This window comes from Sphingomonas lycopersici (assembly GCF_026130605.1).
Classification (GTDB): Bacteria; Pseudomonadota; Alphaproteobacteria; order Sphingomonadales; family Sphingomonadaceae; genus Sphingomonas; species Sphingomonas lycopersici.
This window is the reverse complement of sequence record NZ_JANFAU010000024.1, coordinates 1-11,811: the sequence shown is the minus strand read 5'-3', so window position 1 is coordinate 11,811 and position 11,811 is coordinate 1. Positions and strand designations below refer to the sequence as shown.

Sequence of the window (11,811 nt, the reverse complement as noted above, 5' to 3'; positions counted from 1 at the left end):
CCCGGCGAAGGCCGGGGTCCAGCATCGGGCCGCGCGTAACTGGACCCCGGCCTTCGCCGGGGTGGTAGTCTTGGCTAGCGCTCGCCTCAGCTAAATTCGCTCAACCACTCCGCCTCCGCCGCACGCGGGCTGCGTGCGCGGTTGGCGGGCTCCTCCGCATCTTCGAACCCGATCGCCACGCCGCAGAACAGCATCCGCTCCGGCGGCGTCCCGAGGAACGCCTCGACCGTCTGCGGATAAACCGCCCAGCATTCCTGCGGGCAGGTCGCCAGCCCCGCCTCGACCGCGAGCAGCATCAGATTCTGCAGATACATGCCGAGGTCCGCCCATTGCGGCGGCCCCATGCGGCGATCGACCGTGACGAAATAGGCCGCCGGCGCGCCGAAGAACTGGAAGTTGCGCGCGAACCAGATCGCTCGCGCGCGCCGGTCCTCGCGCGGGATGCCAAGATGGCCGTAAAGGATCTCGCCGATCTCGAAGCGACGCTGCTTCATCGCCTCGGGCATCTCGCGCGGGTAGATATCATAGCCCGGCGTCTCGCTTTCGCGCCGCTCGATCTTGCCGCGCATGATCTCCTTGAGCCGCTGCATGGAGGCGCCGTGGACGATATCGACGTGCCACGGCTGGAGATTGCCCCCGGTCGCCGCGCGCGCCGCCTTGAGCGCCAGCGCCCTCAGCAGCGCCGGCTCGACCGGCGTGTCGAGAAACCCCCGCACCGATCGCCGCGCTTCCACCGCTGCGCTTACCTCCATTTACGCCTCCACCCCTTGCCGTTTACGTCAATTCGCGCCAAATGCGGATTGTGGGATAACATCTGTTATGGAGAGTCGGAAGATGCCTGAGGCGTATATCGTCGAAGCGGTGCGGACGGCCGGAGGACGGCGGGGCGGCAGGCTTGCCGGCTGGCACCCGGTGGATCTCGCCGCCAAGGTGCTGGATGCATTGGTCGAGCGCTCGGGCGTCCCCGCCGATGCGATCGACGACGTGATCATGGGCTGCGTCAGCCAGGGCGGCGAGCAGGCCGGACAGGTCGGCCGCAACGCCGTGCTCGCCTCCAAGCTCCCCGAAAGCACCCCGGCGGTGACGATCGACCGCCAGTGCGGCTCCTCGCAGCAGGCGATGCAATTCGCCGCGCAGGCGGTGATGTCGGGCACGCAGGATGTGGTGATCGCCGCCGGCGTCGAGAGCATGACGCGGGTGCCGATGGGGTCGACCTTCAAATTGTTCTACGATGCGGGGCTCGGCAAGGCCAAGTCGCCGGGGCTGGAAGAGAAATATCCCGGCATCGTCTTCAACCAGTTCGCCGGCGCGGAGATGATCGCCAAGAAACACGGCTTCTCGCGCGAGGTGCTCGACGAATTCTCGCTCAGCAGCCACCGCAAGGCGGTCGCGGCGACCCAGGCGGGCAAGTTCCGCGACGAGATTGTCGCGATCGAGATCGAGACCCCTGAGGGCAAGGAAGTCCATAACGCCGACGAGGGCATTCGCTACGACGCCTCACCCGAAGGCATGGCCGGGGTTAAATTGCTCGCCGAGGGCGGCGCGCTGACCGCGGCCTCGGCCAGCCAGATCTGCGACGGCGCCAGCGCGGTGCTGATCGTCAGCGCCGAAGCGCTCAAGAAATACAATCTCAAGCCGATGGCGCGGATCGTCAACCTCACCGTCACCGCGGGCGATCCGGTGGTGATGCTCGAGGAGCCGCTGTTCGCCACCGACAAGGCGCTCAAGAAGGCCGGGCTGTCGATCGACGATATCGACCTCTACGAAGTCAATGAGGCGTTCGCCTCGGTGCCGATGGCGTGGCTCAAACATACCGGCGCCAAGCCCGAGCGGCTCAACGTCAACGGCGGCGCGATCGCGCTCGGCCATCCGCTCGGCGCCTCGGGCACCAAGCTGATGGCCACCCTGGTCCACGAACTTCGCCGGCGCGGCGGGCGTTATGGCCTGCAGACGATGTGCGAGGGCGGCGGGGTCGCCAATGTCACGATCATCGAGAATTGCGACTGGCAGACCGCCTGACGCCACCCTTTTTGCCGTCATGCCGGACTTGATCCGGCATCCAGAGCCGCGGACGATGGCTCCTGTGGCTTTGGATGCCGGGTCGAGCCCGGCATGACGGGGATCGAATTCTGATTCACTCCTTTGACTAGAGAGGATTTCCAATGAAGCTCGACAATACGATCTCGGCCGTCGTCACCGGCGGCGCCTCCGGCCTCGGCGCGGCGACCGCGCGGCTGCTCGCCTCCAAGGGGGTGAAGGTCGCGATCTTCGACTTGCAGGAGGAGAAGGGCGAGGCGATCGCGCAGGAACTCGGCGGGGTCTATTGCAAGGTCAACGTCACCGACGACGCGTCGGTCGACGACGGCTTCGCCAAGGCGCGCGCGGCGATCGGTCAGGAGCGCGTGCTGGTCAATTGCGCCGGCACCGGCAACGCGATCAAGACCGCGAGCCGCAGCAAGGAAGACGGCTCGATCAAGCACTTCCCGCTCGACGCCTTCAACTGGATCATCCAGATCAACCTCGTCGGCACGTTCCGCTGCATCGCCAAATCGGCCGCCGGGATGCTGACGCTCGACCCGCTGGCGGATGGCGAGCGCGGCGCGATCGTCAACACCGCCTCGGTCGCGGCGGAAGACGGGCAGATGGGCCAGGCGGCCTATTCGGCGTCGAAGGGCGGCGTCGTCGGCATGACCCTGCCGATCGCGCGTGACCTGATGGGCGAGGGCATCCGCGTCAACACGATCCTGCCGGGGATCTTCAATACCCCGCTGCTCGCCGCCGCGCCGCAGAATGTGAAGGACGCGCTGGCCGCCTCGGTCCCGTTCCCGAAGCGGCTCGGCGACCCGGCGGAATATGCCGCGCTCGCCACGTTGATGATCGAGAACGGCTATTTCAACGGCGAGGATGTGCGGCTCGACGGCGCCATTCGCATGGCGCCGAGGTAAGCCGCAGGTGGCATGCGGATAGCCACGCTATCCGCAAGACCACCGAGGCCGGCCGGCGGGTCGCGCAGCGAACCCGTCCGACGACGCGGGATTAACTCCCGCGTCGGCCCCCGCCCCTTAACGAAAGGCAGCCCCGATATGCCCCGCCCCGCCGCCTGGCGCCTCTCGCCGGACAGCTACCCGAAGCGCGAGGAAATCCAGACGCGCTATCAGGATCTCGATCCCAACGGGCATCTCAACAATGTGGCTTTCGCGGCGCTGTTCGAGACGGTGCGGGTGCGGATGAACCACACTATCGGCGACGCCCAACGCGGTAAGGACTTCCGCGCGGTCGTCGCGCGCAACGAGATCAACTATCTCGCCGAGGGCAGCTTTCCCGCTCCGGTCGAGATTGCGATCGGCATCGGCAAGATCGGCAATCGCAGCTGGGAGATGCTGGCGGCGATGTTCCAGAACGGGGTGGCGATCGCGACCTGCGACACGGTGATCGTGATGACCGCCCCGGCCGGCGAGCCGCTCCCCGAGGCGATGCGCGAGGGGCTGAAGGCACTGCGGGTGCGCGAGGGGTAACGCCCTTCCCCTTCCTTCTCCCCTCCCTGGTGACGGGAGGGACTGGGGGTGGGTGGGTATGAGGCGCGCGGAACGGTATCCCCGCAGGCCAACCCACCCCCGCCCCCTCCCTTGTTCAAGGGAGGGAGAAATCGGGCTTACAACGACTGCCCGTCGTCCACGTCGACCACCGCCCCGGTCACCGCCGCCGAGGCATCCGAGGCGAAATACAGCATCAGCGGATCGAGCGCGGTGATGTCCATCATCCGCTTGCGGTGGAACGAGGCGATATGCGCCGCGCCGCCTTCGGTCTGGAACCAGTCGCCGGCGATCTCGGTCTGGACATAGCCCGGCTGGATCACGTTGACGTTGATTCCCTGCCGCACCCACTCGCGGGCCAGATTGCGCCCGAGATGCGCCACGCCGGCCTTGGACGCGGCATAAGCGCTGTCGCCCTGCCCGGTGAGATGCGCGGTGATCGAGCCGATGATGATCGCCCGCCCACGCCCCGTCTCGCGCGCGCCCGCCGCGATCAGCCGCTTGGCGCCCTCGCGCACGGTGAGATAGGCGCCGAGGAAATTGGCGTCGACCAGCTGCCGCAGCCCTTCGACCGATACATCGGTCGCGCGCCCGGCGTGGCTCATCCCGGCATTGGCGACGATCGTATCGACCGTGCCGAAGCGCGCTTCCGCCGCGTCATAAGCGGCGATCGTCGATGCCTCGTCGGCAACGTCGAGCGGCACGGCGAGCGCCGCGGCGCCCAGTTCCGCCGCGAGCGCCTCGACGCGGTCGACGCGCCGCGCGCCGAGCACCACCTTCGCCCCTGCCGCGGCATAAAGCCGCGCGAAATGCGCGCCGAAACCCGACGATGCCCCGGTGATCAATGCGACCCTGCCGCTTAGCGTGAAGCTCACCCGCCCTCTCCCTTTTTTTGAATGATCGCGGACTGCGTTGCGAGGCACGAGGCGCCACGTCAAGCGCGGAAGGGACAGGCGACAGCCGCGGATTCGGCGCATTCTCCCCTCCCCCCTTGCCAGCGCCGCGGCGGACGGCGAAAGCGGGCGAAAGAGAGGTAACGCCACCTATGTCCATCCTGTCCGACCGCTGGATTCGCGAGCGCGCGATCGCCGACCGCATGATCGAGCCGTTCGTCGAGGCGCAGCGCCGCGACGGCTGCATCAGCTATGGCCTGTCCTCCTACGGCTATGACGCGCGGGTCGCCGACGAGTTCAAGATCTTCACCAATGTCGACAATGCGGTGGTCGATCCCAAGGATTTCGCGGCAAACAGCTTCGTCGATCGCAAGACCGACGTGTGCATCATCCCGCCCAACAGCTTCGCGCTGGCGCGGACGGTGGAATATTTCCGCGTGCCGCGCGACGTGCTGGTGATCTGCCTCGGCAAATCGACCTATGCACGCTGCGGGATCATCGTGAACGTCACCCCGCTCGAGCCGGGCTGGGAGGGGCATGTCACGCTCGAATTCTCCAACACCACCCCGCTCCCGGCGAAAATCTACGCCAATGAGGGCGCGTGCCAGTTCCTGTTCCTCCAGGGCAACGAACCGTGCGAGACGAGCTACGCCGATCGCGCGGGCAAATATATGGGGCAGCAGGGGGTAACGTTGCCGCGGTTGTGACGACAGGCGGCGGCCGCCGTCGTCATCCCAGCGCAAGCTGGGATCTCAGGCCGCAGGCGCGCGCTCCGTGGCACGCGATCCCAGCTTGCGCTGGGATGACGAATAGTAGCAGCCGCACCCGCGCCGCGTTACGTTCCGCCGATGCGACAGGATCGACCGGAAACCTCCGTAATCCATGTCTATGACCGCCACGGCGCGGCATGGGCGGCGCTGCGCGGCGACCGGCTCCGAGCAGGCGTGGCTCGACCGCTTTTGCGCGCTGCTCGCCCCACGTTCGACCGTGCTCGATATCGGTTGCGGATCGGGGGTTCCGATCGCGCGTGCGCTGATCAACCGCGGGTTCGATGTGACCGGCGTGGATGCCAGTCCGACGATGCTCGCGCTGTTCCGCGCCAACCTGCCGACCGCGCCCGCGCATCTCGCCGATATGCGCAGGCTTTCGCTCGGCCGGCGATTTGCGGGGCTGCTCGCGTGGGACAGCTTCTTTCACCTGCCGCCCGCCGATCAGCGCGACATGTTCGCGCGGTTCGCGGCGCATGCCGCCCCCGGGGCGGCACTGATGTTCACGAGCGGCACCAGCGAAGGCAGCGCGATCGGCGAACTCGAAGGCGAACCGCTCTATCACGGCAGCCTTTCCCCGGACGAATATCGCAACCTGCTCGCCGCCGCCGCGTTCGATGTGATCGACCACATTGCGGAGGACCCGAGTTGCGGCGGGCGGACCGTCTGGCTCGCCCGGCGGCGCGGACAAGTCGAATAGACCTGCCGCCCGGCTCCGCGCCCGACGAAAGGAGCAATGAATGCATGCCGGATCATGCCTTTGCGGCGCCATCACCTTCACTGTTGCCGGCGATCTCCCGCCGCCGGCGGTCTGCCACTGCTCGCAATGCCGCAAACAATCGGGGCATTGCTTCGCCTCGACCGAGGTGCCGACATCGGCATTGACCATCGCGGACGAGCACTCGCTGGCGTGGTACCAATCGTCGGAAAAGGCCAGGCGCGGCTTCTGCGCCTCATGCGGGTCGACGCTTTTCTGGGCGCCGTTGCACGACGACAAGATCGCGGTGGCGATGGGGGCGTTCGACAAGCCCACCGGCACGACGATCGGGATGCACATCTACGTCGCCGACAAGGGCGATTATTACGACATCACCGATGGTCTGCCGCAGCGTGCGGCGTCGTGAACGAGCGACGAGCGGCGCGGACGATCCGCATCGCCGCCGCCTTGATCGACGACCGCGCCGGGCGGTTGCTGCTGGTCCGAAAGGCGGGCGCACGGCGGTTCATGCTGGCGGGCGGCAAGATCGAGCCCGGCGAGGCACCACTGGATGCGCTGTTGCGCGAGTTGGATGAGGAGATCGGCCTGACACTGTCGGATGAAGACGCTCGATACGTTGGTCGCTTCTCCGCGCCGGCTGCCAACGAACCGGATCATATCGTCGACGCCGAGATCTTCCATGTGCGCGCCTCACATCTGCCCCAGCCGCGCGCGGAGATCGAAGCGGCCGTCTGGGTCGATCACGTCGAAGCCGCGGCTATGCCGTTGGCACCCCTCGTCCGCGATCACATCCTGCCGCTGGCCCGCACGCTTTGCGCGGCATACGAACCACTCGTCGCAAGCTTGTCGAAGCGAGGTCGGTCACTCAGCCGGTGAGGCCGCCCTTCGACAAGCTCAGGGCGAACGGGGATAGCTGAGCCGGGTTCTCGACGCCCTGTTCGTCCACGAGCCCGCCTCTGCCGCTGCGCGCGGGCCGAAGCACACCCCAAAAGAAAAAGGGCGGCCCCGCAAGGCCGCCCTTCAACCATCGTCGCGAAATGCGCGGCCGTAGCCGTCAGAAATCGCGATAATATTGCTCGTTGCCGATGAAGCCGAGCTTGGTCACGCGCGAACGCTTGATCACCGCCAGCGTCCGATCGACCACGTCGTAACGGGCCTGCCGGTCGGGCTGGAAGTGCAGTTCCGGCTCCGGGCTCATGCCCGCCGCCACGTCGAGATACTGACGCAGCGTCACCATATCGACCGGGGTACCATTCCACGTCACCGTGCCGTTGATGTCGATCGCGACGACATTCTTGTCCGGCAGGACCGGCGGCGGCGTCTGGGGATTCTGGTTCTGCGGCAGATCGACCTTCACCGCGTGGGTTTGGATCGGGATCGTGATGATGAACATGATGAGGAGAACGAGCATGACGTCGATCAACGGCGTCGTGTTCATTTCCATCATCGGCTCGCCGTCGTCGCGGCCGCCACTCATTGCCATGTCGTGTTACTCCTGACCGCTTCCGCTCACAGCCGCTCGACGCCTTCGCCCGGCGGCGGCTCGGAAATGAAGCCAACCTTGGCGAAACCGGCCATCTGCATGTTGAAGATCGCGCCGCCGATGCAATGCCACGGGGTGTTCACGTCACCGCGGATATGCGCTTCGGGGAGTTCCAGGCCGGGGGCGTTGGGGCCACCCTGCCGAGCGATCTCCTTCTTGAGCTTCTCGACCGCGCGGTTGAGCAGCTCGTCATGCGTCACCGGGGTCAGGCCCCAATAGACTTTGCACGTCCCATCCGGCGCGCCCATGATCGAGAGCGAAACGTTCTCGGGCTTGGTCGTGGTCGGATCGAAGCGGACATTGGGAAGCTTGAGCTTCACCGTCTGGATCACGACCGGAACCGCGATCAGGAAGATGATGAGGAGCACCAGCATGACGTCCACCAGCGGGGTCGTGTTGATGTCCGACATCGGAGTTTCGGTGGAGTCTCCACCAACGCTCATCGCCATGTGTCAGGCTTTCCTACTCATTCTGCCGTCGGGTCGGGCCGACGGCCGGTCAGCCGGGCGGCCGCGAACGGCCGCCCCGCCTCCCATTTTCATCTTACGCGCGGGTCGCACCGCCGGCGGGCGCCGCGGCGGGCTTCGCCGGGGCCGGCTTGGCAGCGCCGACGCCGGCCGGCTTCACCGCACCGTTCGAGGCGAGGTAGCCGAGCACGTCGTTCGAGAAGGCCGACAGGTCTTCCGCGATCGACTTGTTGCGACGCTGCAGCCAGTTGTAGGCGAGCACCGCCGGCACCGCGACGACGAGGCCGAGCGCGGTCATGATGAGCGCTTCACCGACCGGGCCGGCGACCGCGTCGATCGACGCCTGACCGGCAGCGCCGATCTTGATGAGCGCGCGATAGATGCCGATAACCGTACCGAACAGGCCGATGAACGGCGCGGTCGCGCCGACGGTCGCGAGGAAGGCGAGGCCGGTGCCGAGCTTCGAGTTGATCGAGGCTTCCGAACGCGCCAGCGAACCGTGCAGCCAGTCATGCGCTTCGACCGGATCGGTCAGCTTCTGGTGCTGGTCCTGCGCCGACAGGCCGTCGTCGACGATCTGCTTGTAGGCCGAGTTCTTCTCGAGCTTGGCCGAGCCTTCGCGCAGCGAGTTCGAGTTCCAGAAACCCTGCTGGCTGATGCGCTTCGCCTGGTTGATGATCTTCTGCTGCTCGAACAGCTTCGAGAACAGGATGTAGAAGGAGACGATCGACATCAGCACCAGGATGCCGAACACGGTCTGCGAGATGAGACCGCCTTCCTGAAGCGCGGGGATGAGGCCGTACGGATTGTCGCCCTTGGCGGCCGGCGCAGCGCCGGCGGCGAGAATATTGATCATCATAAAATGCTAGTCCCTTGAAAAACGAATGGCGTCAAATGTGTGGCCAGTCGGCAGATCACTGCTGGATCTGCCACCGGACGGGCAACGTCTGCCTCGATGCGATCGGCTGACCGTTCTCATCCTTCGCCGGGCTGTAACGGACCCTGCTCTTGGCGATACGGCACGTAGCCTGATCGAGCGCAGCGCTGCCACTCGACGTCGTTACCTCACATTCGCTTACGCGACCGTCGGTGCCGATCGTCAGCATGGCAACCACGCGCCCTTCCTCACCGGCACGAAGCGCCGACGGAGGATAATTGTCCTGGGAGAAATACTGCCCAGGATTGCCCTTCGCGACGGCAGCCTGCGAGACGCGCGGCGGCGGTGGCGGGGCGGGCGGCGGCGCGACCACGACGGGGCGCGGCGGCGGCGGCACCGGCGTCGTGATCACCGGCGGCGCGACGGTCGTCGGCGCCTGCACGATCGGCGGCGGCGTCACGACCGGCGGCGGCGCGACCTTGACGTCGGGCGGCGGGGGCGGCGGCTCATCCGGCGGCGGGGGCGGCGGCTCCTCGACGTCGAACGTATTTAACTTCTCCGACACCTTCTTCACGTATTGGTACGCGAGGCCGGTGACGAAGGCGTAGCCGAGAGCAATATGAAGAACCGCCACGATAGCAATCGCGACGATCTTGCTCCCGCTCATCTTCTGGTCAGCGTAGGCCATTCAGCAGTGAAACTCCCTCATCCCTAGGGCCACTAGGGCCGGATCCCGATCCCCGTTGGAATCGGAGAGCCGTTATGTCCGGAGGCTATAACATACCCCGGCACCGGGCGAGTCCTATCGCGCGGTTTCGAGGCGTGCAAACGCTTTGTCGGACGCAACAAACGTACAATCGTCCCATGGCAGAATTATTTCTGTATCGGAAGCCCGCCTTGGCCTATTCAAAACAGGATGAAGAGAGCCTCGTACCCGGGCGGGCTGGCGGCAGCCGCGCTCGCTGTTTTTGCTTGTATTCCGGCGGTTGCGCAGCGTTCGCCGGCTCCTCCGCAGGCCGCCGCGGAGGCCGGAAGTCCCGCCCCCTCTTACGCCGAAATGGCCGATCTGGTGATCGCCAGCCCGGTGATCGTCGATGCGACGATTCGTTCGACTTCTAAGATAAAACCCACCGAAGCCCCCGGCCTCGCCCCGGGCGCGACACGTTTTTATGTCGAGGCGGATGTCGGCGCGCTGCTGCGCGGCCCCGGGGCGATTCCCCCGCGGATCGGCTATCTGCTCGACGCCGCTCCCGATCCGCTTGGCCGTGTGCCCAAGTATAAGAAATCACGTGTTCTTTTATTCGCGCGACCGGTGCCGGGGCGGAGCGACCAGATCCAGCTCGTCCGCCCCGACGCGCAGCTCGGCTGGTCCCCGGCGAGCGACGCGCTGGCACGGCGAATCGCTGCCGAGGTGCTGGCGGCCGACGCGCCGCCGGTGATCACAGGGGTCGGCAACGCCTTCCATGTCGCGGGCTCCTTGCCCGGTGAAGGCGAGACCCAAGTGTTCCTGCGCACCGCCGATCACCGCCCGGTCTCGCTGTCGATCCTGCGCCGCCCGGGCGAGGAACCGCGCTGGGCGGTGGCCTTGTCCGAGATCATCGACGATTCGGCCGCGCCGCCCAAGCCCGACACCTTGTTATGGTATCGCCTCGCCTGCTTCCTGCCGCGCGAATTGCCCGACGACAGCGTCGCCGCGCTATCGGGCGACGATGCGACGCAAGCGCGCGAGGATTACCGATTCGTTCTCAACCGGCTCGGCCGGTGCGAGCGGAACGAATCGGGGCCTAACGCCGGTGACGGACCAAGGTGATCCCGATCGATTCGCCCGCTTCGGCGATCGCCAGCTTGACGATCTTGACCGTCACCCGGCGCACGCGGCGATCCTGAAGGAACAAGGTGTCGGCGATATGGTCCGCCACGCCCTCGATCAGCGTGAAATGCACGCCGGGGGGCAGCGCCGTCGTCGCCGCACGCTTGAGATCGAGATAGTTTTTCGACGCGCTGAGCGGGGTATCGGGCGCATAATGCGCCGGCGCCTCGAGCTGCACCCCGATCGAGATGCGCAGCGGCTGCGGCAGGTGCGTCTCTTCCGAATAGATGCCGGTGAGCACCGGCACCTCCAGATCGTGCACTTCGAGTTCGAGGCTGTCGTCCATCGCGCGCGGAGTTAGGGAGGCGGCAGCCCGGGGGCAAGCGAATCAGGCAGCGGCGCTCGGCCGCGCGCTCGCCGCTTCGTGCCAGCGCTTGAGATGACGCGCCTTGTCGGGCACCAGCAGCTTGATCGCCTTGGCGAAATCGATCGTGGTCAGTGCGGTGATGTCGGCGAAGCTATACGCCTCCCCCGCCACCCAGGCGCGATCGGCGAGCGACTGGTCGAGCGCCTCGACGAACACCTCCCACATCAACATGCCGCGCGCCGCAAGCTCCGGGATTTGCGCCATTTCCGGCCATTTGCCGGCCGCGCTCCGCCCGGCGAAGGCGGGGTTGCCGTTGCGCAGCACATAGACCGCGGCGGCATAGCCCTCATGCTCGATTCGCCGCGTCGCGCTCTCGACCCGCGCGATCTCGATCGGGGTGCGCCCGAACAGCGGGGGATCGGGCTGCACCGCCTCGAAATAGCGGCAGATCGCGGCCGATTCGCAGATCACCTCGCCGTCGTCGAGCTGGAGCGCGGGGACCATTCCGCGCGGGTTGACCGCAAGATAAGCGTCGCCGAACTGCTCACCGACGCGCAGGTCGACCAGCTCGCGCTCGACGGTAATGCCCTTCTCCGCAAGATAGATACGCACCCGTCGCGGGCTCGGCGCCCAGACCGCATCGTAAAGCTTCACCACTGTCATCCTACTTGCGTTCAGCCGCACTATCGCTAGGGCTCAAATCTCCCCAGAGCAACGCCGTGATCGCCCGCAGAAGCCCGCTGGCAAGGAGCGCAGCGCAGACGCGTAGCAGTCGCTACGCGCAAGCAAGCGACGCCGTCCAGCGGGCTTCTGCGGGCGACCGCTCTGCGGCGGGC

16 protein-coding genes are annotated in these 11,811 nt (G+C 66.5%); 8 read left to right on the top strand and 8 right to left on the bottom strand.

Going from position 1 to position 11,811, the window contains the following annotated elements; translation table 11 throughout:
- Positions 1-86: 86 nt before the first annotated feature.
- Positions 87-752 (bottom strand): nitroreductase, encoded by a 666-nt coding sequence (locus tag NED98_RS22845; protein WP_265269502.1) that lies wholly within the window; start codon positions 750-752, stop codon positions 87-89.
- Between the two features lie 82 nt (positions 753-834).
- Between NED98_RS22845 and NED98_RS22840 the strand changes: the two genes are divergently transcribed.
- From NED98_RS22840 to NED98_RS22830, 3 genes are all read left to right on the top strand, one after another.
- Complete coding sequence (locus NED98_RS22840) at positions 835-2,019, top strand: acetyl-CoA C-acetyltransferase (protein ID WP_265314646.1); 1,185 nt, start codon at positions 835-837, stop codon at positions 2,017-2,019.
- 143 nt (positions 2,020-2,162) lie between these two features.
- Positions 2,163-2,945, top strand: coding sequence for an SDR family NAD(P)-dependent oxidoreductase (locus NED98_RS22835; protein WP_265314645.1), 783 nt, complete (start codon positions 2,163-2,165; stop codon positions 2,943-2,945).
- Between the two features lie 138 nt (positions 2,946-3,083).
- Positions 3,084-3,515, top strand: a complete 432-nt coding sequence (locus NED98_RS22830; RefSeq protein ID WP_265314643.1) for an acyl-CoA thioesterase — start codon at positions 3,084-3,086, stop codon at positions 3,513-3,515.
- A 137-nt stretch (positions 3,516-3,652) separates the two neighbouring features.
- On the opposite strand, the gene NED98_RS22825 is transcribed toward NED98_RS22830, so the two are convergent.
- Entirely contained in the window at positions 3,653-4,408 is a 756-nt protein-coding gene (locus NED98_RS22825; RefSeq protein WP_265269506.1) for an SDR family NAD(P)-dependent oxidoreductase, read from the bottom strand.
- Between the two features lie 170 nt (positions 4,409-4,578).
- On the opposite strand from NED98_RS22825, the gene dcd reads away from it, so the two are divergent.
- The 4 genes from dcd to NED98_RS22805 all read left to right on the top strand — a co-directional run bounded on the left by dcd (position 4,579) and on the right by NED98_RS22805 (position 6,787).
- On the top strand, positions 4,579-5,133 hold the full coding sequence (dcd, locus tag NED98_RS22820) for a dCTP deaminase (RefSeq protein WP_179512229.1): 555 nt from the start codon (positions 4,579-4,581) through the stop codon (positions 5,131-5,133).
- A 175-nt stretch (positions 5,134-5,308) separates the two neighbouring features.
- Positions 5,309-5,893, top strand: a complete 585-nt coding sequence (locus tag NED98_RS22815) for a class I SAM-dependent DNA methyltransferase (protein WP_265314642.1) — start codon at positions 5,309-5,311, stop codon at positions 5,891-5,893.
- A 40-nt stretch (positions 5,894-5,933) separates the two neighbouring features.
- Positions 5,934-6,317: a GFA family protein gene (locus NED98_RS22810; protein WP_179512231.1), complete on the top strand. Its 384-nt coding sequence runs from the start codon at positions 5,934-5,936 to the stop codon at positions 6,315-6,317.
- Entirely contained in the window at positions 6,314-6,787 is a 474-nt protein-coding gene (locus NED98_RS22805; RefSeq protein ID WP_265314640.1) for an NUDIX hydrolase, read from the top strand. Before NED98_RS22810 ends, NED98_RS22805 begins: the two co-directional genes overlap by 4 nt.
- A 178-nt stretch (positions 6,788-6,965) precedes the next feature.
- Here the strand turns inward: NED98_RS22805 and NED98_RS22800 are convergent, their stop codons facing one another.
- The 4 genes from NED98_RS22800 to NED98_RS22785 form a co-directional block, all read right to left on the bottom strand.
- A complete protein-coding gene (locus NED98_RS22800) occupies positions 6,966-7,394 on the bottom strand; it encodes an ExbD/TolR family protein (protein WP_265314638.1) in 429 nt (142 codons plus the stop codon).
- 26 nt (positions 7,395-7,420) lie between these two features.
- Complete coding sequence (locus NED98_RS22795) at positions 7,421-7,903, bottom strand: ExbD/TolR family protein (RefSeq protein WP_179512234.1); 483 nt, start codon at positions 7,901-7,903, stop codon at positions 7,421-7,423.
- A 94-nt stretch (positions 7,904-7,997) separates the two neighbouring features.
- Positions 7,998-8,780 (bottom strand): MotA/TolQ/ExbB proton channel family protein, encoded by a 783-nt coding sequence (locus NED98_RS22790; protein ID WP_265269509.1) that lies wholly within the window; start codon positions 8,778-8,780, stop codon positions 7,998-8,000.
- A 55-nt stretch (positions 8,781-8,835) separates the two neighbouring features.
- Positions 8,836-9,486: an energy transducer TonB gene (locus NED98_RS22785; RefSeq protein WP_179512236.1), complete on the bottom strand. Its 651-nt coding sequence runs from the start codon at positions 9,484-9,486 to the stop codon at positions 8,836-8,838.
- Between the two features lie 378 nt (positions 9,487-9,864).
- Here NED98_RS22785 and NED98_RS22780 point away from each other — a divergent pair, with 378 nt between their 5' ends.
- A complete protein-coding gene (locus NED98_RS22780) occupies positions 9,865-10,608 on the top strand; it encodes a hypothetical protein (protein ID WP_179513705.1) in 744 nt (247 codons plus the stop codon).
- Here NED98_RS22780 and NED98_RS22775 read toward each other — a convergent pair.
- Entirely contained in the window at positions 10,583-10,954 is a 372-nt protein-coding gene (locus NED98_RS22775) for a dihydroneopterin aldolase (protein WP_179512237.1), read from the bottom strand. The genes NED98_RS22780 and NED98_RS22775 overlap by 26 nt on opposite strands.
- A 42-nt stretch (positions 10,955-10,996) precedes the next feature.
- Positions 10,997-11,638, bottom strand: coding sequence for a glutathione S-transferase family protein (locus tag NED98_RS22770; RefSeq protein ID WP_218850074.1), 642 nt, complete (start codon positions 11,636-11,638; stop codon positions 10,997-10,999).
- Positions 11,639-11,811: the final 173 nt, after the last annotated feature.